Raw genomic sequence first — 24,318 nt, 5'->3', positions numbered from 1 at the left:
GGTTGCGAGGAGGACGGATGCCGCGTCGTTCGGATTCGGGAAGCTCTGGCCGCATCCCATGATAACCGATCGCCCGGGGGCTTCCGCAACCACCCCGCCCCGCGTCGCGGCTCCCTCCAGACGCGGCCGGGCTATCGCAAGTTCGAGTCGGACTATAGATTGAATCGTTCGGCCGTCGCGCCGGTCGTCTCCGACGCCGCGGGCCGCATCGTCCGGGAGTCCCTCGATGGCGTTGAAGGCGGAGATCATCTCGATCGGCAGCGAGCTGGTCAGCGGGCAGAACCTGGACACGAACAGCCGGTGGCTGAGCGGCGAGCTGGGCTCGCTGGGGATCGCCACGGGGTTCCACACCACCATTGGCGACGACATGGACGACAACGTCGCCGCGTTCCGGATCGCCGCCGAACGGGCCGACCTCGTCCTGACCACCGGCGGCCTCGGTCCGACCCAGGACGACCTAACCCGCGACGCCCTGGCGCTCGCCGCCGGCGTGGGCCTGCGCGAAGACCCCGATTCGCTCGCGGCCATCGCCGCGTTGTTCGCCCGCCGCAACCGGCCGATGGCCGAGCGCAACCGCGTCCAGGCCCGGATCCCCGAAGGGGCCGAGGCGCTGCCGAACCCCGTCGGGACCGCGCCGGGGATCTGGATGACCATCGGCCGCGCCGCCTTCGCCGCGATGCCCGGCGTCCCCTCCGAGATGCGCCGGATGTTCCACGACCAGGTCGTCCCCCGGCTCCGCCAGCGGCACTGGGTCGAGAAAGCCATCGTCTATCGCAAGATCGCGCTCTTCGGCAAGGGGGAGTCCGAGATCGAGGCCGAGGCCCTCGACCTGACCGCGCGCGGCCATACGCCCGAGGTCGGCATCACCGCCAGCGACGCCACCATCCGCTTCCGGATCCGCGGCGAGGGCCTCACCCCCGAGGCCGCCTGGGCCCAGACCGAAGAGACCGCCGCCCTCATCCGCGCCCGGTTCGGCTCGCTGATCGTCGGCGAGGACTCGGCCGACGTCGCCGACGCGCTCGTGGACCAGCTGAAGCGCACCGGCGCGACCCTGGCGACGGCCGAGTCCTGCACCGGCGGACTCGTCGCCCACCTGATCACGGCCATCCCCGGCGTCAGCGCCCATTACCTCGGCGGCGTCGTCAGCTACGCCAACGAGGCCAAGACGGCCATGCTGGGCGTCCCCCCCGAGCTGATCCGCGAGCACGGCGCGGTCGGCGCCGAGGTCGCCGCGGCCATGGCCCAGGGGGCCCGCGAGCGGTTCGACTCGGACCTCGCCATCAGCACCACGGGCGTCGCCGGGCCTGACGGCGGGACGGCCGAGAAGCCCGTCGGCCTCGTCTACCTCGGCCTGGCGAGCCGCGACAAGGTGATGACCCGGCGGATCGACGTCGGCCCCGAGCAGCCTCGCGACGTCATCCAGCGCCGTTCCTCGAAGCAGGCCCTCAACTGGGCCCGGCTCGTCCTCCTCTCCCAGCCCGATCGGATCGTTTCGCGATGAAGCTCAAGCGCCAGCCCGAGGACTTCCAGGTCGAAGAGATGCCGAGCGTCACGCCCGGGCCGAAGGGGAGATACACGTTCTACCGCCTCTCCAAGGTCGGGGTCGGGACCATCGAGGCCGTCGAGTCCATCTGCCGGCGCTGGAACATCCCCAGCGGCCGGGTCGGCTACGGTGGGCTCAAGGACCGACACGCGGCGACCGTCCAGTACCTGACGATCTTCGAGGGGCCCGACCACGCGATCCATCAGCCGAACCTGAACCTGGAGCCGCTCGGCCGCCTCGAACGCGCGTACGGCCCCCAGGACTTCACCGGCAACCGCTTCATCCTGGTGCTCCGCGACATGACCGAGGCCGCCGCGGCCGAGGCCGGCCGGCAGCTCGCGGCGGTCGCGAACGACGGGGTGCCGAACTACTTCGACGACCAGCGCTTCGGCTCGGTCGGCTACTCGGGCGAGTTCATCGGCCACGCCTGGCTCAAGGGGGACTACGAGAAGGCCCTGAAGCTCGCCCTCGCCGAGCCCAACCCCTTCGACCGGGCCGACACCAAGGTCCGCAAGGCCGCCCTTCAAGAGCACTGGGGGAACTGGCCCGAGGCCAAGGCCGCGCTCGACCGCTCGTCCGAGCGGAGCATCGTCACCTACCTCGTCGACCACCCGACCGATTTCTCCGGGGCGTTCGCCAGGGTCAAGCGCGACCTGCGCGGGCTCTATTTCTCGGCCTTTCAGAGCTGGCTCTGGAACCTGATGCTCGCCGGCTGGATCTCTCGGAACACGCGGCCCGAGCAGCGCGTGCTCGTGGATTTGAAGGTCGGGGCACTGCCGTTCCCGGTCGGGCTCGACCCCGATCAACGGAAGGCGATCGACGCCGAGCCCTTGCCGCTGCCTTCCTCGCGGACGCCGCCGCCCGAGGGCCCTCTCGGCGAGATCGCCGCCGAGGCGCTGGGCGGCTTCGACCTCGCCTGGGCCGACGTGCGGGTCAAGAAGCTCAAGGACGTCTTCTTCTCCAAGGGGACGCGACGGGCGATCCTGGCCGTCGACGAAGTCCGCTCCGAGACGTTCGACGATCCGCTCCACAAGGGCAAGCAGGCCGTTCGCCTGGAGTTCGCGCTGCCGAAGGGGGCCTACGCGACCATGCTGGTCAAGCGGCTCACCGAGGCCTCCGGGACCGACGCATGACGCCCGAGATCCTGTTCGAGGACAACCACTGCCTCGTCCTGAACAAGCCGGCGGGGATGCTCTCGCAGGGGGATGAGACGGGGGAGCCCAGCCTCGTCTCCTGGACGACGGACTACTGGAAGGTGAAGTACCGCAAGCCGGGGAACGTCTTCGTCGGCCTGGTGCACCGCCTGGACCGACCGACCTCGGGCGTCGTGCTGCTGGCGAGGACGAGCAAGGCCGCGGGGAGGCTCTCCGACCAGTTCCGGACGGGAGACGTGTCCAAGCTCTACTGGGCGATCGTCGAGGGGCGTCCCGGCGAGGCCGAAGGGGAGTGGGTCGACCACCTGGAGAAGGACCACGCGACGAATCGCGTCCGGGTGACCGAGGCGGGCGTGGGGAAGTTCGCGCGGGTGGCCTATGAGGTGCTGGCCGAGGGGGCGGGGATGAGCAAGCTGGCCCTCCGGCCGTCGACCGGGCGGAGCCATCAGTTGCGGGTCCAGCTGGCGGAGCGGGGGTTGCCGATCGTCGGCGATCGGAAGTACGGCTCGACGCGGCTGGTGCGGGCGCTCGACGGCGAGACGCGGATCGCGCTGCACGCGCGGGAATTGACCTTCCGGCATCCGACCCTGGGCGACTCGGTCAGGATCGAGGCGCCGGTCCAGGCAGACTGGCCCGAGTCTTCGCCCGGATGGTGGGGATCGACGAGCGGCCGATGAACGCCAGGCGGAAGCCGAGGCCGGTCACGAGCATGGCGGCGAACGGCTGCCAGATCTCGGCTGCCGAGGTGGAAGCGAGGCGGACGCGGTCGGACAAGACGGGAGGCGCCGTCGCGGGGGCGGCGGCGATGACGCGCTCGCCGACCGCGGCCTGAGCCGGATGCCTGGGCGCCGGGGCCGTCTTCACGTCGTCGGTCGGGGAGGCGGGGGCGGCCGGGGTGGGCCCGAGGCGGGAATCGACGTATTCGCGGGTCGCCTTCCACGAGTCGGCGTCGACCAGGCCGATGCTCTCGGCCTCGCGACGGGCGACGTCCCAGGCGGCCTTGTCGTTGAGGACGCGGCGGATGTACCAGAGGGCCCCGGCCACCCGACCGTCTTCGTCGAAGAAGTAGAGCGGGCGGGCGGAGTCGAGGGCCAGCTCGTCGGCGAAACGGTCGAGGCGTTCGCGGTCGAGAGTCGCGAGGTCGATCGGGAACGAAACGTAGCGGAGCCCCCGCTTGGAGGCCTCGCCGATGAATTTCGGGTCGATCTTCGCGGAGTCGCGGAGGTCGAGCAGGGTACGGTAGCCCTTCTCGGCCAGCCAGCCGAGGCCGACCGTCGAGGGGACGCTGCCGCCGGCCAACTTGAGGTCGACGGCGGCGAACCGCGCGACGCCGAGGGCCCCCTGGGACGCCTCGGCGGCGTCGGGGGCCGGAGCGGCGGCCGCGGAGGCGAGCGCCGAGGCGGGAGGCGCCTCGGGGCCGGTCCCGCCCTCCGCACGACCAGGAGCCTGGTCGTGCGGGGAGGCCGACGCCGCGGTGGGCGTCGGCGTCGGGGCGGGGTCGTTGGTTTTCGCGGCGGCCGGGGCGACGGGGGGGCTGTCGCCGCGGCCGGGATTCTCGGCGGGGGGGACGTCGAGGGCCGGCAGGTTGTCGAAGACGCTGCCGGCCTCGTCGCGGGCCTTGGCCGCGGTCGGGGTCGTCCGCGAGGCGGCCGGGGTCGAGACGAGCGAGTGCGTCAGGTCCACGCCCGGGTTCTGCACCGGGCGATAGCCGGAGGGCCGGCGGACGCCGCTGTTGGTGGCCCCGGATCGCGAGGGGGCCGATCCGGGCTGGGCCGACGGCAAGGGCTCCAGGTCCGAGGGGAGGTCGGTCGAAGGCGCGACCGTGGACGGGATGGAGCCTCCCGGGGCGACGATCGTGGCGGGGGCGCCCAGGGGGACGGCGGGGGCGATCACGCCGACCGGCGCGGCGTAATCCATCGGGGCGTCGCAGCCCGCCGTGCCGCAGCCGTCGCCGCAGAGGCCCGAACCGCCCCGGAGCCGTTGGAAGGGCTGCATGATCCGGCTCGTCGCCCGGGCGGGGAAGCCGCAGGGGCTGAAGAGGCCGCATCCCGAACCGAAGCCGCCGGAGCGGCAGCCGGTCTGGAGCATCGTGGCGGCGATCAGGGCGCCCAGCGCGACGGCCTTCGCCGCTCGCCGACGGCCCGACGGCCGGGCGCGGGTGAGCCCACGCTCCCGCAACCAGCTCAAGCTGAACATCGCATGAATCTCCCGTGTGAAATGGGACCGATGCACGAACGCCCCTCGCGGGCCGCCCTCCGCTCGTCGAAGCGCGGCCGGGGGGGCCGGCCCGACGTCCTCGGCGCGCGCCCCTCTCACTGTCCCGGGGTCGGCGAGGGGGGACGCCGACGTCTCGCGACGCGACGGACCCTCGCCTGGGGACGTGACGGAGCCCGCCCGCGGCATGCAGAATGGAGCGCGCATCGGGAGTTCTCGGGGTGCCGGATCAAGTGGTCGAAGTTTCCCCACGCTGCCGACGATCGCAACACAAGCCGCGAGCGAGGCCGACGCGAGGGGCCCGATCTCCGAGGATCTGGCCCGTCCGGCGGCTTCCCGACGCGGCGAGACGCCCCGGCTGCCCGGGGCCGCGATCGTCGCGACGACCCTTCGGATTCGGGCCGTCACGGAACCTTAGCCGATGATCCAGGCGTTGCCAAAGAATCCGGAGGGGTTCTACAATGGGCGCGTAAGTCCAGTTCGTTAAGTCGGTAAAGTTTCCCAGGCTTCACGCGAAAACCAGCCTGATGACCCCTTCGCGACCTGTGCGACCGACAGAGTCTCCGCCTTCGTCAAAGCTTCGCCTCGGGGCGTACGCGGCCGTCGGGGTTCTCGCCCTGGGGATCTTCGGCGCCGGGTCGTTCGACGCGCCCTTCGTGGACGAGTACGCCTACATCTCGCAGGCTTACTACACGGACGTGCTGCTGTCGGGAGACCGGGACGATCGCGTCTGGCTGGACTTCCCGGCTTACGACCTCGTCCCGCTCCCGAAGTACGCCATCGGCCTGGCCCTCCTGGTCGCGGGCGAGCCGAGGCCGGGCCCCGAGGCCGCCCGATCCTGGTACCGCGACACGTCGAGCCGGTTCGGCCCCCCCCGAATGCTGACGGTCGCGCGCATCCCTTCGATCCTCCTCGGGGCGGCGGGGTGCCTCGCGCTCGCCGCCCTCGGGGCGGCGGCGTTCGACCTCCGCGTCGGCGTGGCGGCCGGGCTGCTGCTCGCGCTCAATCCGCTCTACGCGCTGCATGCGCACCGGGCGATGTCCGAGGCCCCTTGCGAGGCCTTCCTTTTGATCGCCCTGGCGTTGGCGCTGGGGGCCTGGCGCCGCGCGGTCGCGGGGAAGGCGGGGTGGGCGATGTTCGCCTTGCTCGCGGGGTCGGGCGTGGCGATCGGGCTCTCGGTGCTGGCCAAGTTCAACGGATTGCTCGCCCTCATGACTTTGGCCTCCTGGGTTCTGATCGCATGGGGTATCGCCGCGATCCGACGCACCGCCTGGCTCTGGTACGCGCTCGGCTCCTCGCTCGCGGCGGCGGTCGCGGTCGCGGTCTTCCTGATGCTCAACCCGTACATGACAGCCCGGCCGACGTCCCCCCTGAATGAGGACGCGCGGCGGATCGCCGACCAGGGCGCCTGGGAGCGATTCCGCTTCCTGATCGACCACCGCCGGACGATGTCGGCCAGCCAGCAGGTCGCGTTCCCGCATAACGCCCTGACGCGCCTGGGCGACCGCGCGCGGGTGGTCGCCGCGCAGGGCTTCGGGCGCTTCGGGCCGTTCGGGCCTCGGAAGTCGGATTCGACCCGACGCTACGACCTGGCGCAGGATTGGGGCGCCTTCGTCTGGCTGCCGCTCGGCCTGGCCGGGCTGGGCTACGCCCTGTTCTTCGGCCGGAAGCAGTTGCAGGACGGCTCGCCGCCGACGTCCTGGGCGATCGCCGCGTGGGCCGTGATCGCCCTGGCGGTGGTGACGCTCTACCTGCCGATGGCCTGGGATCGCTACCAACTGCCGATCCAGGCGCCGTTCGCCCTTCTGGCGGCCTCGGCGGTCTTCGGCGTTTGGGACGGGCTCCGGCTGCTCGTTGGTTCCCGGAAGGAGTTGGGGGCGTGGTGAGGGATCGCGCCTGGCTGCGGACGGGACTCGGCGTCTTCCTTGTGCTGATGGGGAGCTACGCCTTCTTCTGGCACTCGCGGGACTGGAACACGGCCAGCCGGCTGATGCTGACCTACGCCCTGGTCGATCGGGGGAGCCTGGCGATCGACGGCCTGGAGGACCAGACCGGCGATCGCGCCTTCCATGAGGGCCGTTACTTCAGCGACAAGCTTCCGGGTTACCCGCTGCTGGCGAGCGTCCCTTACGGCCTGATGCGATACGCGTTTGGGGCGAAGCCGCACCCCCTGGGGGGCCCCGCACTGGCCTTCTGGCCCTCGGACTACGGGGTGACGCTGGCGACCTCGGGCCTGCTCACCGCCGCGACGGCGGTCGTCCTCATGGGCCTGGCCCTCGACCTGGGAGCCTCCCGACGCGCGGCCGTCCTCGTGGCGCTGACCTATGGTCTGGCAACGCCGGCCTACGTCTACGCGACGCTCGCCTACGGGCATCAGGCGTCGGCCTTCGCCCTGCTGGCCTCGTTCGCGCTGCTGTCCCGGACGGGGACCTCGCGCGACGGGCCGAGGGCGTTCGCGGCCGGGCTGCTGGCGTCGTACGCGGCCGCGATCGAGCTGCAGGTCGGGCCGGTTTCCGCGGTGCTGGGGTTCTTCTTGATCGCCCAGTGCGTCTCGGGGGCCCGCCGCTGGGACGCGACGGCGGCCTTCGGGGTCGGCGCGCTGATCCCGGCGCTGCTGCTCTTGCTCTACAACATGCTGGCGTTCGGGAACCCCTTCGACATGGGGTATTTCCACCATGCCACGGCCCAATTCGCGCGCGTCCACAGCCGGGAGAATCCGCTGGGCCTTCAAGGTCCCGACTGGAGCCGCGTCGTTCCTCTCCTCTGGGGACGGCACCGCGGGCTCCTTTTCTACGCCCCAATCCTGACGCTGGCACCCTTCGGATGGGCGTTACTGTTCGCGAGGAGGCGGTGGGGAGTCGCGATCGTCTCTCTGGCGGCGACGGCGGCGGTCTTCGGGGTGAACCTGAGCTACCCGGAGTGGACCGGCGGTTGGTCGACGGGCCCGCGCCTGCTCGTGCCGCTCCTGCCATTCGCGATGCTCCCGGTCGCGGCGTTGCTCGCCGCCCCGGGCGCCCGGGGACGCGTCGCGATCGTCGCGGCGGCCAGCCTTGGCCTGGCCGGCGCGGCGCTGATGCTGCTGTTCCAGGGGGTCGGGGCGCGGCTGCCGCAGGACGTGCTGGATCCGCTGATCGAGGTGGTCTGGCCCCTGTGGACGGGTCTCGGCGCGCCGCCGCGCTGGTGGACCGGCGAGCGATTCACGCGGACCCTCACGGGCTTGCTGGCGGGTCCCAGGCTGACCGAACTTCCCGCGACGTGGCAATGGGTCCAGTTCCTCCCCCTGGTCGTCTTCCAGGCGGCCGGCGCGGCGTGGCTGCTGCGGGCGGGCGAGGAGCCTGGGGACGAGCGCGAGGTCCAGCCGGGAGACTCCGGCGAGCCGGTCCTGTAGAATCCGGGGCTCGATGAGGTCGCCCCCCGTCTTTGGGAAAGGTCCAGCAAGATGACGCAGATCGGCTTTGGGATCGTCGGGCCGGGCTACATCGCGGGCGTGATCGCGGAGGCCCTCGACGAGGCCTCGAACGCCCGATTGTCCGCGGTCTCCAGCCGTCGGATCGAGAACGCCAGGAAGTTCACCGAGGGGCGGCCGGGCGTCGCGGCGATCGAGGGCTTCGAGAACCTGCTGGCGCGCCCCGACGTGGACGCGGTGTACGTCGCCACCCCCACGGCCGCCAAGGAAGAGATCGCCCTGGCGGCGATCGCGGCGGGTAAGCACGTCCTGGTCGACAAGCCGTTCCGCGACCGGGCCTCGGTGCTGCGGATGACCGAGGCCGCCGCCACGGCCGGGCTGGTGTTCATGGACGCGACCCACTTCGTCCACCATCCGCGGACGGCGGCTTTCCAGGCGGCGATCCCGGGAAAGATCGGCTCGCCCCGATCGCTGCACACGGCCTTCTACTTCCCGTTCAGCGACCGCGCGAACATCCGGTTCGACCCCAAGCAGGAGCCGATGACCGCGCTGGGGGACATGGCCTGGTACTCGATGCGGGCCGTGGTGGAGTATCTCCGCCCCGAGGGTGCGGTCACGAAGGCCGTCGTGGTCCCCGAACATGACGCCGAGACGAACGCCATCGTCCGGGCCTCGGGCTTGATCGCCTTCGAGGACGGCCGGGTCTCGACGTTCGACGTCGGTTATACGGCCGGGACGATCGTCATGGACCTGCAGCTCCTGGGGACTACGGGCGTCCTGCAGATGGACGACTTCGTCCTCGATTGGGAGAGCAGCTCGGTCTTCAAGGCATCGGGCGACAAGGTCGGGTACGTCCACCGCACCGGCATGGCGACGCGGAAGGACCTGTCGTTCGTCCCAACCCCGCCGAGGATCGCCCAGGAGGCGGCGATGATCGAGGACTTCGCGACGCTGGTCGCTTCCGGCGACGCCCGCGAGCGGGCCGCGCACGCCGAGGCCACGGCGAAGACGCAGGGCTATCTCGACTCGCTCTGGGCGTCGATGGGCTGATGCAGCGTCAGCTCTGGGTGTTGACCAGCAGGAGGACGGCGGTCGTGCCGACCAGGGCGGCGAGGATCCAGAGGCAGAGCCGCAGCGACCGCATCCAGATCACCGGCCACGACTCGTACCGCGAGGCCGTGTAGACCAGGCTGATGGCGACGACCAGGGGCAGGATCAGCCAGTAGATGTTCGACGGGGCGTTCATCAGGCTGCGCCTCCCGCGTGGGCGTTGGTGGGGGCGTCGGCCGGGATCGCGACCGTCTCGGGCTCGTCCCCCCGGCCGTAGGCGGGGCCTTCATAGGCGTCGTAGATCGCCAGGACGTTCAGCAGGCCGGCGACCGTCGTGTAGATGGTGCCGATCTCGTAGAGCTTGCCCAGCCGCAGGTGCAGGCCGTTGATGACGTTCTGCGACGGCTCCGCCATGAAGCCCCACAGGAAGTTCGTGCCGGGGCGGAAGTGTTCGATGGTCGCCTGGATCAGGGCGGGGAGCGCGGCGAGGCCGACGAAGAACTGGCCGACGTAATGGAGCATGAACCGTTCGGTGTTGAGCGGGCTTACCCAGCGCCAGTAGACGTCCTTGCCCTCGCCGAGGATGAACCCGGCGACGTAGAGCCCGAGGATGCAGGTCCCGTACAGCCAGCCCTTTCCGGTCCGGCCCTGGTAGAAATGTCCCAGGCCGGGGACGAGCCAGGCGAGGAAGGCGGCTCGGGCCGGGTCGCGGAGGGGGACGGGGTTTTCACTCATGTCGGGCGAACCTGACCTGGGCTTCGGCGTGTTGGGATCCCTGGACTTGCGTCAAGTCTAGCATCCCGGAGGGGGCTTGATCCAGCCCGACCGGCCCCGTCCGCACTTCACTCCGTCGGGACCCGGCACTCGCCCGCGACGCCCTCGACGACCTCGGACGAGACGGCTTCCAGGCCGCGTGACGCCGCCGCCGCCAGCGCCAGCGAGGCCAGGCGGTCGAGCCCCCTCGGCACGCCTCGTGACGCCGCGTGCAGCCGCACGGCGGCGCGACGGGTGAACAGGGCGTCGGCGCAGCCCGCCGCCGCGAGCTTCCCCGTCAGGTAGGATTGGGCCTCCGAGAAGGTCAGGGGCGCCAGCCGGATCGCCAGCGTCCAGGGGCCGGGGGAGTCCGGGTCCTCGTCGTCAGGGTCGTCGCGCCGAACCAGGATCGCGGTCGCCCCGGCGATCCGGGCGAGGCGTTCGAGGTCGCGGCGGGACGCGGGGTCGAGCGCCTCGCAGCCGTCGACGGCCAGGACGACCCGACGTCCCTGGAGCGTGCAGACCCGGGCCGCGCGTTCGAGCCGCCGCCAGCTCGACGCGCGATCGTCGCCGGCGGGCCCGGGGGGCCGGCCGTCGATCCGGTCGGCCAGGTCGCGCCAGAGCGAAGAGGCGTCGATCGCGGCCTCGGCCCGCGCGATCCGGCGGTCGGCCCGGCTGGCCTCGGCGAGCGTCTGCGCCAGCACGGCGGATTTTCCCAGACCCTCGCCCGCCGCAAGCACGGCCAGCGGCTGGCCGGCCTCGATCGTGTAGAGCAGGCGGTCGACGGCCTCGCGATGACCGGCCAGGGGGACGAACGACGACGGCTCATCGAGGAACGGGTCGCGGCTCAGGCCCCAATGTCGCGTCCACATGGTCTTGCGTCCCTCGCCGGCGGTGGTTCTTTACGGCCCGCGTCGCCGAATCTTATCCTGGGGTTCGCGCCCGGCCCGATCGTCGGGCGGGACGGCCAGGAGTCTCCCCGTGTCGCAGCGTTTCTACTGCCCGCAGCCGCCCATCGACGGCCGGTTCCGCCTCGATCCCGACGAGTCCCGACACCTGACCCGGGTGTGCCGGCACGGGGTGGGGGACCTCGTCGAACTCTTCGACGGCCGGGGGTTCGCCACCGCCGCCCGCGTGGTCGCCGCCAGCAAGGATGCGGCCCTGCTGGAAGCGGAGGGCGATCCGATCGTCCGGCCGGCGTCCCCTTGCTCGATCGAGATCGGCTCGGCCGTGCCCAAGGGCGACCGGTTCGACTGGCTCGTGGAGAAGGCCGTGGAGCTGGGCGTCGACCGGGTCGTCCCGCTGGTCACGGAGCGTTCCGTGGTCGACCCGCGCGGTTCGAAGCTGGATCGCCTGCGGCGGACGATCGTGGAGGCGTCGAAGCAGTCCGGGCGGAGTCGGCTCATGGACCTCGCGGCCCCCGAAGACCTGGCGACGTACCTCGCCCGCGCCGAGGGGCTGCGGCTGGTTGCCGACCCGTCGGGCGTACCGTTCGAAGCCTGGCCCGCGATCGCGGCGGGCTCGACGGTGCGACTGGTCGTGGGGCCGGAAGGGGGCCTGACGGACGAGGAGGTCGCGCTCGCCCGCGAGCGGGGCTGGTCGCCGGTGCGGCTGGCCGCGCCGATCCTTCGGGTCGAGACCGCCGCACTGGCCGGGGCCGCCGCGATCCTCGCCCGGGCTCAGCCGGTCCACTGACCGCCCGAGTTGTCCTGATAGACCGACCAGACGAAGCCGTCCGGGTCGCGGAGGGCGAACTCGCGCCAGCCCCACTCCTGGTCGGTCGGCTCGCCGGAGACGCTGAGCATGGCCCCTTCGTCCATGCATTTCTGGAAGAAGGCGTCGACGTCCTCGACCTGGAGTTGCAGGTGGATGCCCACGCCGAGCCGGGCGTCGGCGAACTCCTCGGAGTGGGCCTCCTGGGCGTGGAGCATGATCGTGAAGGCGTCGATCCGCAGGATGGCCAGGCTGTAGGGGCCGTTCTCCTGCTCGGCGTGGACCTGGAGGATCTCCGCGCCGACGACCTCGTTGTAGAACTCCAGCGAACGTCGAACGTCCTTCACGTAGAGGAAGACGCTCGTCACGGAGGCCGTCATGGCATGACCCTTTCCGCATGAGACGATGGCTCGGGCTCGGTCCCGATTTCGCGGCAGGATACCCCCAAGCCCCCGATCTGACAATCGCGACCCCGGCGGCTCAGGGTGCGGCCGCCTCCTCGCCCGGAGGGGCCTCGCCCCCCAGAAACGCGACGGTCCGGCGCATGGCCGGCAGCAGGTAGCCGGCGGCCGAGTAGTGGCCGCAGTCGTACCAGACGATCGGCGGCCGGTCCCCCGCCTCCCAGAGCGCCCGGGCCGAGGCCGGCGGGATCACCTCGTCGACGTTCCCGGCGATCATCAGGACCCGCTTGCCGGCCATCCCGGCGGCGTAGGTCAGCGGGTCGTAGGGGTCGGTCAGCGTCTTCAGGTCGGCGACGGTCTTGCCGGCGGCCGACCAGGCCTCGCGAAACGGGGCCGTCTCGGGCATTTCCCACAGGACATTCGCCAGGTCGCCGCCGGCCAGCAACAGCGCCGCGGTCCGGATGTCGGGGTCGACCGAAACGACCAATGACGAGACGATCCCCCCCAGGCTGATCCCGGTCACCCCCAGTCGCTCGGGGTCGACGTTCGGCCGCGAGGCCAGCCACCGCGAGGCCCGACGGACGTCGCAGACGCCCTGGCGCATCGATGTCATCGTCCGCTCGATGTCGTCCGACAGGAACTTGCGGGGGACGGGCCCGGGGCCCCCCTCGGGCCGACGCTCGCCGTAGTAGGGGAGCTTCACGAACAGGGCCGCGATCCCCCGATCGGCCAGGCGGGCGGCCAGGTAGCGGGAGAGGGGGAAGTCCGATCCCAGGATGTGCAGCACCACCACCGCCGGCCGCTTCCCCGGGAAGCCGACCGGGTCGAAGTACTCGGCGTGGACCGTGTTGTTGGCCTCGTCGGGGGTCTCGATCGGCGAGGGGAACGTCACCTTGGACACCGTGTAACGGCCGGCCTGGTAGACCGGGGTCCGCTCGTAGGCGAAGGTGGCCGGGGCCAGCCGGAACGGTTCCGGGACCGAGGCCTCCCGCGCATCGGGGCGGAAGGCGACCTCGCCGCGCTCGGGGGCGCCCAGTCCGAGGATCGTCCCTAAGACCAACGAAGCGACGAACATCGGCGGGTGCTCCGTGCAAAGCCGGGTTGTCGGAAAAGGGGGGCCGGGCTAATCTACGGCCCCCTCTGGAAGTTACGGGAAAGGGAGTTCCCCGGCTATGGGATCGTTGTCGGAAATCGTCGGCCGCCGTCCGCCGGGACGGATCTGCATCATCAAGCCCAGCTCGCTGGGGGACGTGGTCCACTCGCTCCCCATCCTCCCCGAGCTTCGCCGGCTCTGGCCGCAGGCCCATCTCAGCTGGGTGGTGAGCGGGTCGTTCCGGAGCCTCCTGGAAGGCCGGGAGGACCTGGACCGGGTGATCCCCTACGACAAAGGGCCGTCGGGCGTCTCGTGGCGGGGGCTCAAGGGCCTGGCCCGGCTGGCCTCGACCCTGGCGCGGGAGCGGTTCGACCTGACGATCGACCTCCAGGGGCTACTCCGCTCGGGCCTGATGACGGCCGCGACCCGGGCCCCGATCCGCGTGGGGATGGCGGACGCTCGCGAGGGGGCGGGCCGTTTCTACACCCACACGATCGAGGCCCCGAGGGCCAGCGTCCACGCGGTCGATCGGGTCATGGTGGCGGCCGAGGCCCTCGGGGGGCGGCGATCGGAGCCCGAGTTCTCGCTGCCGATCCGCGAGGAGGACGAGGCCTGGGCCGTGCGAACGCTGGCCGGCGTCGCGCGGCCGACGCTGGTGTTGAACGTCGGCTCGCGTTGGCTGACCAAGCGCTGGCCGGTCCGGCACTTCGCCGAGGTCGCGCGGCGGGCCGTCGCCGAGTTCGGAGCGGGGGTCGTGGCCGTCGGGGCCCCCGAGGACCGCGAGCTGGTCGACGGGCTCCGCGCGAGCCTTGGCCGGACGCCTGTCCTGGACCTCTGCGGGGCGACCTCGCTGCTCCAGCTCGCGGCCCTGGCCCGTCGGACGGACCTCTACCTGTCCAACGACACCGGGCCGATCCACCTGGCGGCGGCGGTCGGGGCCCATGTCGTCGGCGTCTACACCTGCACCGACCCGAAGCTCACCGGGCCGTACGGCCCTCGCGCGGCCGTCGTGAGGAGCTGCGTCTGGTGCGCCCCCAGCTTCCTCAAGAACTGCGACCGGCTGGAATGCCACGACGAGGTCAGCCCCGACCGCGTCTGGGCGGTTGTCCGTCCGAGGCTGATCCGCGCCGTCGGCTCGGCGGCCTGAGCGAGCGGCGGGGCCCGGGGCGTCCCATCGTCTGCGACGTTGGACCGCGCCGTCGTCCGCACTTATGATGGAGCGGCGGGCGGTCGAAGTGTGTCGGGGCGACGGGCGGCAAGGGCATCGGATGACGCGTTCACGGTACATCGTCGGGATCGACCTGGGGACCACCAACAGCGCCGTGTCGTACGTCGACACCAAGGGGAGGGAGCGCCCGGCGGCCGACATTCGGGCGTTCGAGGTCCCGCAACTCGTGGCGCCCGGCGAGACCGCGCCCCGGCCCATGCTGCCGTCATTCGTCTACCTCGCGGGCGGGCCGGAGCTGCCGCCTGGGGCCTCGCATCTGCCGTGGAAGGAAGGCTCCGATCGGATCGTCGGCGAATTCGCGCGGCTCCAGGGGGCGAAGGTCCCCAGCCGCCTGGTCTCCAGCGCCAAGAGCTGGCTCTGCCACCCGGGCGTCGATCGCGAAGCCGCGATCCTGCCGTGGGGCGGCCCGCCCGAGGTCAGGAAAGTCTCGCCCGTCGAGGCCTCGGCCGACTTCCTGATCCATATCCGGGACGCCTGGAACCACGCCATAGCCGGCGACGACCCGGCTCATCGGCTGGAGAAGCAGGAGATCGTCCTGACGGTCCCCGCCTCCTTCGACGAGGCGGCCCGCGAGCTGACCGTCGAGGCCGCCAAACGCGCCGGCCTGGAGTCGATCACGCTCCTGGAGGAGCCGCAGGCGGCCTTCTACTGCTGGATCGTCACCCATCAGGACCGCTGGCAGCGCGAGGTCCGCGCCGGCGAGCTGATCCTGGTTTGCGACATCGGCGGGGGCACGACCGACTTCAGCCTCATCACCGTGGCCGAGACCCCCACCGGCCCGGGCTTCCGGCGGGTCGCGGTGGGCGACCACCTGATGCTCGGCGGCGACAACATCGACCTCGCGCTGGCCCACCACGTCGAGAAGAAGCTCGGCGGCCTGCGGCTGGACGGCGAGCAGTGGAGCGCCCTGCGGTTCGCCTGCCGAACGGCCAAGGAGAAGCTGCTGATCCAGCAGTCCCCCCTCCTGGAACGCTGGCCGGTGACGATCGCCGGCCGAGGCTCGCGGATCATCGGCGGCAGCATCCAGTCCGAGCTGACCCGCGACGAGGTGCGTCGGATCGCCCTCGACGGCTTCTTCCCCCAGGTCGGCCGCGACGAGGAGCCGGAGCGCGGCGCGCGGAGCGGGCTCCAGGAATTCGGCCTGCCGTTCGTCGCCGACCCGGCCGTGCCGAAGCACCTGTCCGCGTTCCTGCGGCGGCACCAGACCCACGCGGTCGGGCAGGGGGAGGACGCCTCGGCGGATCGCCCCGCGCGGCCGGACGCCATCCTGTTCAACGGCGGCACCCTCACGCCCGACACGATCCGCGACCGGCTGGTGCAGGTCGTCGCTTCGTGGTTCGCCGACGATCCGGGCCCGCCCTACGCCCCCCGCGTGCTGGCGAACGCCTCCCTCGACCTGGCCGTGGCCCACGGCGCGGCGTACTACGGCGTGGTCCGGCGCGGCGGCGGCATCCGGATCGGCGGCGGCACCGCCCGGTCGTTCTACGTCGGCTTCGAGGGGGACCGGCCCGACCGCCCCTGGCTCTGCGTCGTCCCCCGCGACGCCGAAGAAGGGGACGAGATCAAGATCGAGGGCCGCGACTTCGACCTTTTGATGGGCCAGCCGGTCGTCTTCCCGCTGGCGAGCAGCTCGGTCCGCCCCGACGACAAGCCGGGCGACCTCGCCCCCGCCGACCCCGACTCGATCCTGGAGCTGCCGCCGCTCCAGAGCCTGATGCGGGTCGGCCGGAAGGCGAAGTCCGAACGCGCGGCCGTCAATCTGGCGGCGCGGGTGACCGAGGTGGGCACCATCGAGCTGTGGTGCCAGGCCAGGTCCGACGACCGACGCTGGCGGCTCCAGATCCAGCTCCGGGGGGCCGCCGACGCCGCAACCTCGCGCGGCACGGTGGCCGACGCCGAGACCGACCGGATCGTGGTGGAGCAGGGGGAGCTGGATGCGGCCGTGGCGGCGATCCGGTCGGCCTTCGAGGCCCCGGCCTCGGCCGCGAACGCCGACGACGGCCCGGCGCGTCTGGTCAAGAAGCTGGAGGAGATCCTGGACGTCGGCCGAGACGGTTGGCCCCCCTCCGCCCTCCGGGCCTTCTGGGAGCCCCTCCGCGACCTGGCCGACCACCGCCTTAAGAGCCCGCGCCACGAGTCGCGCTGGTTCAACCTGGCGGGTTACGCCCTCCGTCCCGGCCGCGGCTTCCCGCTCGACGAGCTGCGCATCAAGGCCCTCTGGCCGGCCTTTCACCTGGGGGTGAAGCACGCCAGGGACGTCCAGTGCTGGGCCGAATGGTGGATCCTCTGGCGACGCGTGGCCGCCGGCCTGACCCGGGCCCACCACGACGAGATCCTGCGGCGGCTCGCCCCGTTCCTGAACCCGCCCAAGGGCTCGACGCCGTCGAAGAAGGCCGGCCGGCCCAAGCCCGAGGCCCACGAGCTGGCCGAGATGTGGCGATGCGCAGCGAGCCTGGAACGGGTCCCGGCCGAGGTCAAGGAGACGCTCGGCGGCGTCCTCGCCAAGGACCTGGCCCGGCCTTCGTCTTCCATCCCGGGCCACGCCCTCTGGTGCCTGGGCCGCCTCGGCGCCCGGGTCCCCCTGTACGGGCCGGCGAACACCGTGGTCCGCCGCGAGGCCGCCGAGCGCTGGGTCGAGGCGCTCGCCGGCCGCGAATACGCCCCGGGGCGCGAGTCGGCCGATGCGGCGTTCGCCCTCGGCCAGATCGCACGCTACTCCGGCGACCGCGTCCGCGACCTCGCCGACCCGGTCCGCGACAAGGCCCTTGAAGCCCTGATGCGCCTCGGCGCCGACGAGGCCGCCCTGCTCCCCGTCCGCGAGTACCACGAGCTGGAAGCCGCCCAGGAAGGCCAGGCCCTCGGCGACTCGCTCCCCATCGGCCTCCGCCTGCGGAGTTCGGCGGAGCCCGAGGCCTGACTCATTCCCGGCGCCCGGAGAGGCCCAGGATCCAGCCCGCCACGTCCTCGATGACTCGGAGGTCGACGAAACCCGGCTTCTCATACTCGGCGGGGACCGCCTTCCCCTCGCCGGTCTGGAAGCCGTGGTTGAGGTCGGGGTAGAGCTTGAGCGTGGCGTTGGGGCGGCCGTCGAGGGCGCGGCGGAAGAGGTCGAAGTCGGCCTCGGTCACCTGATAGTCTCGGCCTCCCTGGAGGACCAGGACGGGAAGGTCCGGCGACTCGGCCAGGAGCCTGTCCGGGTGGAGGGCGTCCATTGTCTTCCAGTAGCGTAGGGGGACGCCCAGCAGGGTCTCGTCGTCCTTCGCCGTCCCGGCCTTCATCCGGGAGATCACGTCATCGAGCTTGGCGTCGACCTCGGCGAGGCCCTTGGCGCGTTCGGGGTCGACCTTCTTGATGTGATCGACCTGCTCGCGGACCATCTCGGCGGCGGGGCGTGCCGAGGCGGCCAGCAGGACAACGCCTGCGAGCCGGCCGTCCTGCTTCGCGACGGTCGGCGCCGCCGTCCCCCCCAGGCTGTGGCCCAAAACGACGATCCGGTCGGGGTCGATCCGCTTCCAGCCCCGCGCCTTGGCGACGGCCGCCAGCGCGTCGTCGATCACCTCGTCCTGGACAGCCACGGCGTCTCGGACCTTGGGGTCGGCGTAGCGGAGTTTGTGGGCGTGAGTCCGCTTCTCGTAGCGGAGGACGGCCACGCCCCGGCTCGCCAGGCCATGGGCCAGGTCGCGGAACGGGGCGTTGGGGCCGATCGTCTCGTCGCGATCGTGGGGACCCGAACCCTGGAGCAGGATCGCCAGCGGGGCCTTCTCGACACCCTTCGGACGGGTCAGGGTCCCCGACAGCGGCCAGCCCTCGGCACCCACCGTCACCTCCTCCTCGTCGTATTTCGAGGGGTCGGCGTACGGGGGTTCGGGCTTCGCGACCGCCTCGCCCTTCGCCTTCTCGGCGGGGACGAGGAAGAAGCCCTCCACCTTGCCCTCGGCGTCGAAGCTCACCAGGGCGTCGAGCGCGGTCGCCCGGAACTGGCAGCGGATCTTCGCCCGCCGCGAGGCTCCGACGCGGTCCTCCCTCGGCTCGCCCATCGACTGGATCGGACCGAGCTGCTTCTCCAGGCCCGCCCAGACCTGGGCGAGCTTCTCCTTCGGCAGGGCTGTGGCCATCTTCGGGCTGAAGTTCGCGTGGGCGTCCTCGAACTTCGAAGCCTGGCAAAGCTCCAGGAACTTGCGGGCGTCGTCCTTCACGTCGCCGGCCCAGGCGCACGTGGTCAGCAGCAGCATCGGCAGCAGGCGCGGCATCGGACCCATCCTCCCCAGGTTTCGCGGCGGATCGCCGGCCGGGCCGGCGTTGTATTTAGAGATTCGTCTAAACACGGCGGATCTTCAATCCGCTCCCGGCCGGCCGCCGCGATTTCAGGGGGCGGGGGCAGGGGCAGGCTCGGGGGCGGCGGGGGGCTTGAGATCGGGGATCTCCAGGACTCGGACGGCCTTCGTGGCGAGGTCGACGACCTTGACTTGGTGGTGGTTCGTGTCGGCGATATAGAGCTTGCCGCCCGAGGCGCTCAGGCCGCCCGGCTCGAAGAGCTTGGCCGCGCCCTCGGCGTCCTCGCCGCCGAGGAACGTCCGGACTTCGGCGGTCTTGGGGTCGCAGGCCTTGATCTTGCTGTTGTAGGTGTCGGCGATGTAGAGCTTGCCGTCGGCGAAGGCGAGCCCGAGGCAGTGCTGGAGCCGGACGACGTCCGCGCCCGCGCCGTCGCGGTCGCCGAAGTCGAAGAGGCCCTTGCCGACCACGCGGCCGACCCGGGGCTTCTCCGTCCGGAGGCCGGAGATCACGCGCACGCCGGAGACCTCGGAGTCCGCGATGAAGAGATTCCGACCGTCGGTCGCGAGGCCGCTGGGCTGGGCGAACCGGGAGTCGGCGAGGGTGCCGTCCTGGATGTTCTCGAAGCCCGAGCCGGCGAACCAGCGGACGTCGCCCGACTCGGGTTCGAAGGCGTAGATCTGGTGGGTGCCGGCCATCGCGATGTAGATCGTCCGCGCGCCGGGGACCTGGATCACGTCCCACGGGCTGGAGATCGACGAGGTCTTGCCGGGCCCCACGAAGGGCTCGCGGGGGTCGCGGTCGGACTGCTTGCCGTCGCCGACGACGGTCGTCACGGTCCTGGCCTTCAGATCCACGGCGCGAATGGCGTGGTTCTCGGTGTCGGCGACGTAGAGCACGTCGCCCTCCAGGCACATCCCCTGCTGGCGGTTAAACCGGGCCGTGGCGAAGTCGCCGTCGACGAGACCCGCGCCGCCGTCGCCGATCAGGACGGGGTTCTTGCCGTCGAGGTCGGTCTGGACGATCCGATTGTGCCCGGTGTCGGAGATGAACAGTCGGTTCGATTTGGCGTCGGCCACGATCTTGCCCGGGAAGAGCAGGGGCTTGTCGGCGTACTGGCTCTCCTCGGTCGGGAAGGCCATCGGCTTCTCGTTCAGCTTGCCGGCCTTGCGGAAGGTGTCGGCGATCTTGCCGATGGCGAAGTCGAACAGCTCGTAGCGGCCTTCGCCGCCGATGGCGGTGATCAGGTTGCCGTCTTCGTCCCGGCCGAAGGCGACGACCTTGCCGTCGGGGTCGATCAGGACCCGAGTGGGCCAGCTGTTCACGCCGAAGCGTTCCCAGATCACCATGTCGGCGTCGTTGGCGACGGGGTGCTTGATCCGGTACTCGGCCACCTTGCGGCGGATGTTCTCGGTGTTCCGCTCGGCGTCGAACTTGCCGGAGTGGATCCCGATCACCACCAGTTCGTTCTTGTACTTCTGCTCGAGCTTCTCCAGGTCGGGGAGGATGTGGTGGCAGTTGATGCAGCAGTAGGTCCAGAAGTCGAGCAGGACGACCTTCCCCTTGAGCGACGCCAGGTCGATCGGGCCCGAGTTGATCCAGCCGACGGCGCCGTCGAAGCTGGGGGCTGGAGCCTGCGCGAGCGAGACCGTCCGGATCGTCGGATGGGCGACGTCCGGCCGCGACGGCCGGTCGTTGCTCGAATACCACGCGGAGAGCGCGAGCGCGCCCGCCGCCAGGGCGACCCAGCCGAGGGACGCGTTCCGCTCCGATCGCCGACGCTGCATGGTCCATCCTCCTGTTGGCGAAAACTCAAGGCGTGTCGAACGATGCGGGACGGGGGCCCGCTCGGGGGATTGTAAACGATCCGAGGCGGGCGGAAGAACCCCGGGCCGCCGGGGCGTTCGTCGCAGCGACATTCGTCGATGCGTCTGGGGGTCGTCCGGGTGGCCCCGAGGGTTGAGGGGTGTTAAGATCGAGTGTCGACGGCCCGGATCGGGAGGCGGGGTCGTCGGACGCGATCGCGGCGGCGATCGCGGCGGCCCCCACCATTCCTCCTCCCGAAACCGGGGCGGACATCGTGAGCAAGGACATGTCGCTGATCTGCTCGTCGGCCGAGCGAGTCGACCCTTACGGCGAGCTGAAGGTGTTCGCCGGCAGCGCGAGCGGGTCGTTCGCCGAGGCCATCGCCGAGCACCTGGGAGCCGGCATGGCGAAGGCGGAGACCAAGACGTTCAGCGAGGGCTGCGTCTTCGTCCGGGTCCTGGAGAACGTCCGCGGGCGGGACGTCTACATCATCCAGGGGTCCGAATACCCGGTCAACGACAACTTCATGGAGCTGCTCTTCTGGATCGACGCCTTCAAGCGGGCGAGCGCCACCCAGGTGACGGCCGTCATCCCCTTCTTCTCCTACGCGAAGGGGGACAAGAAGGACGAGCCCCGCGTCTCCATCCGCGCCCGCGTCTGCGCCGACTGCATCGAGGCCGCCGGGGCCGACCGCGTCCTGACGATGGACCTGCACAGCCCGCAGATCCAGGGCTTCTTCCGCATCCCGGTCGACCACCTCTACGCCATGCCGGTCCTCGCGGACTACTTCCGGCGCAAGGAGATCCCGGATCTCGTGGTGGCCGCGCCCGACGTGGGCTTCGGCAAGCAGGCCTACAAGTTCGCCGAGATGATGCACGCGCCCGTCATCTTCGGCAACAAGGTGCGTCGGGGGCACGACGAAAAGGCCGAGATGCTCGACATCGTCGGCGAGGTGAAGGACCGGAACGTCCTCATCGTCGACGACTTCACCATCACGGGCGGGACCCTCATCGAGATGGCCGTCGCCTGCAAGGAGCGCGGGGCCAAGGACGTCTACGCCTGCGTCTCGCACGGGGTCTTCTCCAAGGGGTCCGCCGAGAAGCTCGCCCGCTCGCCGATCAAGGAGCTGGTGATGACCGACACGATCGGCTACCGCTTCGAGCCTCTGGCCCCGTGCGTCAAGGTCGTGAGCGTCGCCGGCCTCTTCGCCGACGCCATCATGTCCATCCACCGCCGCGAGAGCGTCAGCCGGCTGTTCAACTACTGACCTCCGAAGCGCCGACGGATTGGCTTCGAAATCGGGTTCGTTCGCGCGCGCCGAAACGCCGAAACCTCGACATAAGTTTAGAATAACGTGCAACTTGCGTCTCGTCGGTGATTGGCTTCGTTCGGCGCGTTTCGTGAGTCCCCGTCATCGTCCCTGCCCGGTCGAGCGGCGGCGGGACGTTCCGGCGCTTGCACCTCTGCGGCGCGCAAGGGGCCGTTATGGGGACAATGGCCCGGATCGATCGAATGGCGAGCGGAGTCGTGGCCTTTGAGAAGCGGCCGGAGGGCGGGTGACAGGGCGGCCGGAGGTGGGATAATCGGGCGGGGATCGCCGCTACTATCCTACTTCGAGGCCGTCTTGAGCCATCACAACTGGTCGAGCATCGGGCTCCTGTTCCTGGCGACGTTCGCGTGGGCGGCCCCGGCCGGTGCCGACGAGCGGCCGGGCGTGCGTGCGGAGGACGTCCGCAGGATCCTCTTCCTGGGCAACAGCCTCACCCACCACGGCCCGAAGGCCGACATCGACTGGCACGGCGACTGGGGCATGGCCGCGACCGCGCCGGAGAAGGATTACGTCCATCTCGTCGCCGCGGGGATGGCGGAACGGACCGGCCGAGCGCCGGAGATCCGGGTCCGCAACCTCGCCGAGTTCGAACGCCATTATGCGACTTGGGACGTCGAGCACGAACTGAAGGACCTCTTCGCCTTCGACGCCGACATGGTGGTCCTGGCCATCGGCGAGAACGTCCCGGGGATCGATTCCGAGGCGGCCGGGGAGCGATTCAAGTCGGGCGTGGCGAGGATCCTCGCGGGCGCGCGATCCCCGAAGCGACCCATCATCCTCGTGCGGAGTTGCTTCTGGGCGGACGAGGCGAAGGACCGCCGGCTCCGCGAGGCGAGCGACGAGGCCGGCGCGATCTTCGTGAACGCCTGGCCGCTGGGCCGCGACGAAGCCAACGCGGCGCGATCGGAGCGGCCTTACAAGCACGCCGGGGTCGGCGGCCATCCCGGCGATCGGGGGATGAAGGCATTGGCCGATCTGATCCTGCGGGCCGTCCCCGGGCGCGAGACCGCGCAGAATCGCTGACCCGACCGCTCAGGCCCCGTGGCGGCGGCGGTGGCGTTCGACGAAGCGGCGGTAGTCCTCTGGGGTGTCGATGCCGATGCTGGGCTCGTCGACGATCCCGAGGGCGATGGGGAGGCCGGCTTCCAGGACGCGGAGCTGTTCGAGCTTCTCGGCGGCCTCCAGCGGCGACCGCGGGAGTTCGCCGATCCGCAGCAGGAAGTCGCGGCGGTAGGCGTAGATCCCCAGGTGGAGGAGCGCCGCGGGGGCGGCCGGGTCGGCGAAGTCGGGGGCGGCGTCGCGGTGGAAGGGGATCGGGCTGCGCGAGAAGTAGAGCGCGCGGCCGCGGGTCGAGGCGACGACCTTGACGCAGGAGGGGTCGCGGTAGACGGCCTCGTCGCGGATCGGGGTGGCGAGGGTCGCCATCGGCGCATCCGGATCCTCTTGCAAGAGCGTGATCAAGCGATCGATTGACGATCCTTCGATCTCGGGCTCGTCCCCCTGGACGTTGACGATGATCGCGGCGTTGGAGATCGTCGCGGCCACCTCGGCCACGCGGTCGGTGCCCGTCGGGTGGTCGGCGCGGGTCATGGCGACCTCGCCGCCGAAGGCCCGCACGGCGTCGGCGATGCGGTCGTCGTCGGTGGCGACGATGACGCGTCGCAGGGATTTCGCGCGTCGCGCGGCCTCGACGACGTGCTGGATGAGCGGCTTCCCGGTGTCGGATAGAAGGGGTTTGCCGGGCAGTCGGGTCGAAGCGAACCGCGCCGGGATCACGGCTGCATTTTCCATTTTTCCTGCGGTCCCCGGCTCGCCCCGATTCCGATACAAGGCTCACCGGGAGAGAACCGATTCTCAACCGGGACCTGACCGAGGCGACCTCAATCTAGTGCGTCCCAAGAGGGGACGCAAGACGGATCGGGGCCGGCGCGGGAGGTGGCGGAAGGTCGCGGTCGGCGCTGAGGCCGATCGGGCGCGGAAGCCGAGCCGGCGCGTCAAGGACGTGCGTCGGCGGGGCGGCCCGGATGGGCCGGCCCGGAATGGTCGGGCGTACTGGACGCGCCCGGCCGCCGCTCAGGAGGACGAAGCCGAATCGATGGCCCCGCGCCGAGGCCGAGGGTGTCCCCAGACCCCCGGACCGGAGCCCGGACCGTCGTCGATTCACCGCGCCCGGGCCGACGGCTCCGGGGCGAGGGAGAAGGCCGCCGCGCGACGCCCACGGGCCGAGCGCGACGGCGAGGCTCCGTCGCCCCCGCGTCGTCACTCGGGCCGAACAACTTGTCACGCGCTCTGCGGGGCCGCGTCCGGGAACCCTCCCGGCCGGGGCCCCCCGGGCCCGAAAGCGCCGCCGGATGC

General features: G+C 71.2%; 20 protein-coding genes. 11 read left to right on the top strand and 9 right to left on the bottom strand.

Features of this window, described 5'->3' with window-relative positions; all coding sequences use genetic code 11:
* Nucleotides 1-226 precede the first annotated feature (226 nt).
* Genes G6O68_RS02200 through G6O68_RS02190 form a run of 3 tightly spaced genes read left to right on the top strand, consistent with a single transcriptional unit; the run spans nucleotide 227 to nucleotide 3,374 of the window.
* Nucleotides 227-1,501 (top strand): competence/damage-inducible protein A, encoded by a 1,275-nt coding sequence (locus G6O68_RS02200; protein WP_240910966.1) that lies wholly within the window; start codon nucleotides 227-229, stop codon nucleotides 1,499-1,501.
* Nucleotides 1,498-2,676, top strand: coding sequence for a tRNA pseudouridine(13) synthase TruD (truD, locus tag G6O68_RS02195; protein ID WP_165244294.1), 1,179 nt, complete (start codon nucleotides 1,498-1,500; stop codon nucleotides 2,674-2,676). The genes G6O68_RS02200 and truD overlap by 4 nt, the downstream gene beginning before the upstream one ends.
* Nucleotides 2,673-3,374 carry an RluA family pseudouridine synthase gene (locus G6O68_RS02190; RefSeq protein WP_165244292.1) on the top strand — a complete coding sequence of 234 codons (702 nt, stop codon included), beginning with the start codon at nucleotides 2,673-2,675 and terminating at the stop codon, nucleotides 3,372-3,374. Before truD ends, G6O68_RS02190 begins: the two co-directional genes overlap by 4 nt.
* Here G6O68_RS02190 and G6O68_RS02185 read toward each other — a convergent pair.
* Complete coding sequence (locus G6O68_RS02185) at nucleotides 3,298-4,893, bottom strand: fused DSP-PTPase phosphatase/NAD kinase-like protein (RefSeq protein WP_165244290.1); 1,596 nt, start codon at nucleotides 4,891-4,893, stop codon at nucleotides 3,298-3,300. The two genes, G6O68_RS02190 and G6O68_RS02185, sit on opposite strands and share 77 nt — an antisense overlap.
* A gap of 674 nt (nucleotides 4,894-5,567) precedes the next feature.
* On the opposite strand from G6O68_RS02185, the gene G6O68_RS02180 reads away from it, so the two are divergent.
* From G6O68_RS02180 to G6O68_RS02170, 3 genes are read left to right on the top strand one after another with little or no spacing between them, the layout of a single operon-like run.
* The gene (locus G6O68_RS02180) at nucleotides 5,568-6,797 is read left to right on the top strand and encodes a 4-amino-4-deoxy-L-arabinose transferase (RefSeq protein ID WP_165244288.1); all 1,230 of its coding nucleotides are present in this window, start codon (nucleotides 5,568-5,570) and stop codon (nucleotides 6,795-6,797) included.
* The gene (locus G6O68_RS02175) at nucleotides 6,791-8,299 is read left to right on the top strand and encodes a hypothetical protein (protein ID WP_165244286.1); all 1,509 of its coding nucleotides are present in this window, start codon (nucleotides 6,791-6,793) and stop codon (nucleotides 8,297-8,299) included. The genes G6O68_RS02180 and G6O68_RS02175 overlap by 7 nt, the downstream gene beginning before the upstream one ends.
* Nucleotides 8,300-8,350: 51 nt before the next feature.
* Nucleotides 8,351-9,367 carry a Gfo/Idh/MocA family protein gene (locus tag G6O68_RS02170; protein WP_165244284.1) on the top strand — a complete coding sequence of 339 codons (1,017 nt, stop codon included), beginning with the start codon at nucleotides 8,351-8,353 and terminating at the stop codon, nucleotides 9,365-9,367.
* A gap of 7 nt (nucleotides 9,368-9,374) precedes the next feature.
* Here the strand turns inward: G6O68_RS02170 and G6O68_RS02165 are convergent, their stop codons facing one another.
* From G6O68_RS02165 to G6O68_RS02155, 3 genes are all read right to left on the bottom strand, one after another.
* Nucleotides 9,375-9,563 (bottom strand): hypothetical protein, encoded by a 189-nt coding sequence (locus G6O68_RS02165; RefSeq protein WP_165244282.1) that lies wholly within the window; start codon nucleotides 9,561-9,563, stop codon nucleotides 9,375-9,377.
* Nucleotides 9,563-10,102 (bottom strand): DUF6677 family protein, encoded by a 540-nt coding sequence (locus G6O68_RS02160; protein WP_206107993.1) that lies wholly within the window; start codon nucleotides 10,100-10,102, stop codon nucleotides 9,563-9,565. The genes G6O68_RS02165 and G6O68_RS02160 overlap by 1 nt, the downstream gene beginning before the upstream one ends.
* 107 nt (nucleotides 10,103-10,209) lie before the next feature.
* Nucleotides 10,210-10,992: a type II secretory pathway protein ExeA gene (locus tag G6O68_RS02155; protein ID WP_165244280.1), complete on the bottom strand. Its 783-nt coding sequence runs from the start codon at nucleotides 10,990-10,992 to the stop codon at nucleotides 10,210-10,212.
* Between the two features lie 109 nt (nucleotides 10,993-11,101).
* Between G6O68_RS02155 and G6O68_RS02150 the strand changes: the two genes are divergently transcribed.
* Nucleotides 11,102-11,815 (top strand): RsmE family RNA methyltransferase, encoded by a 714-nt coding sequence (locus tag G6O68_RS02150; RefSeq protein ID WP_165244278.1) that lies wholly within the window; start codon nucleotides 11,102-11,104, stop codon nucleotides 11,813-11,815.
* On the opposite strand, the gene G6O68_RS02145 is transcribed toward G6O68_RS02150, so the two are convergent.
* Both G6O68_RS02145 and G6O68_RS02140 read right to left on the bottom strand, forming a co-directional pair.
* A complete protein-coding gene (locus G6O68_RS02145; RefSeq protein WP_165244276.1) occupies nucleotides 11,800-12,213 on the bottom strand; it encodes a VOC family protein in 414 nt (137 codons plus the stop codon). The genes G6O68_RS02150 and G6O68_RS02145 overlap by 16 nt on opposite strands.
* 100 nt (nucleotides 12,214-12,313) lie before the next feature.
* On the bottom strand, nucleotides 12,314-13,309 hold the full coding sequence (locus G6O68_RS02140) for an alpha/beta hydrolase (protein WP_165244274.1): 996 nt from the start codon (nucleotides 13,307-13,309) through the stop codon (nucleotides 12,314-12,316).
* 97 nt (nucleotides 13,310-13,406) lie between these two features.
* Here G6O68_RS02140 and G6O68_RS02135 point away from each other — a divergent pair, with 97 nt between their 5' ends.
* On the top strand, nucleotides 13,407-14,474 hold the full coding sequence (locus tag G6O68_RS02135) for a glycosyltransferase family 9 protein (RefSeq protein ID WP_165244272.1): 1,068 nt from the start codon (nucleotides 13,407-13,409) through the stop codon (nucleotides 14,472-14,474).
* Between the two features lie 121 nt (nucleotides 14,475-14,595).
* Complete coding sequence (locus G6O68_RS02130; RefSeq protein WP_165244270.1) at nucleotides 14,596-17,472, top strand: Hsp70 family protein; 2,877 nt, start codon at nucleotides 14,596-14,598, stop codon at nucleotides 17,470-17,472.
* 1 nt (nucleotide 17,473) lies between these two features.
* Here G6O68_RS02130 and G6O68_RS02125 read toward each other — a convergent pair whose 3' ends face one another.
* Entirely contained in the window at nucleotides 17,474-18,805 is a 1,332-nt protein-coding gene (locus G6O68_RS02125; RefSeq protein WP_165244268.1) for an alpha/beta hydrolase, read from the bottom strand.
* Nucleotides 18,806-18,919: 114 nt separating this feature from the next.
* Nucleotides 18,920-20,614, bottom strand: coding sequence for a thioredoxin-like domain-containing protein (locus G6O68_RS02120; RefSeq protein WP_165244266.1), 1,695 nt, complete (start codon nucleotides 20,612-20,614; stop codon nucleotides 18,920-18,922).
* 305 nt (nucleotides 20,615-20,919) lie between these two features.
* Between G6O68_RS02120 and G6O68_RS02115 the strand changes: the two genes are divergently transcribed.
* Nucleotides 20,920-21,900: a ribose-phosphate diphosphokinase gene (locus G6O68_RS02115; protein ID WP_165244637.1), complete on the top strand. Its 981-nt coding sequence runs from the start codon at nucleotides 20,920-20,922 to the stop codon at nucleotides 21,898-21,900.
* 357 nt (nucleotides 21,901-22,257) lie between these two features.
* Nucleotides 22,258-22,986, top strand: a complete 729-nt coding sequence (locus tag G6O68_RS02110; protein ID WP_165244264.1) for an SGNH/GDSL hydrolase family protein — start codon at nucleotides 22,258-22,260, stop codon at nucleotides 22,984-22,986.
* Between the two features lie 9 nt (nucleotides 22,987-22,995).
* Here the strand turns inward: G6O68_RS02110 and kdsB are convergent, their stop codons facing one another.
* Nucleotides 22,996-23,754, bottom strand: coding sequence for a 3-deoxy-manno-octulosonate cytidylyltransferase (kdsB, locus tag G6O68_RS02105; protein ID WP_165244262.1), 759 nt, complete (start codon nucleotides 23,752-23,754; stop codon nucleotides 22,996-22,998).
* Nucleotides 23,755-24,318: the final 564 nt, after the last annotated feature.

This window comes from Paludisphaera soli (genome assembly GCF_011064595.1).
GTDB classification, from domain to species: domain Bacteria; phylum Planctomycetota; class Planctomycetia; order Isosphaerales; family Isosphaeraceae; genus Paludisphaera; species Paludisphaera soli.
The sequence above is the reverse complement of the archived record's forward strand: the minus strand, read 5'-3'. Positions and strand labels throughout refer to the sequence as shown.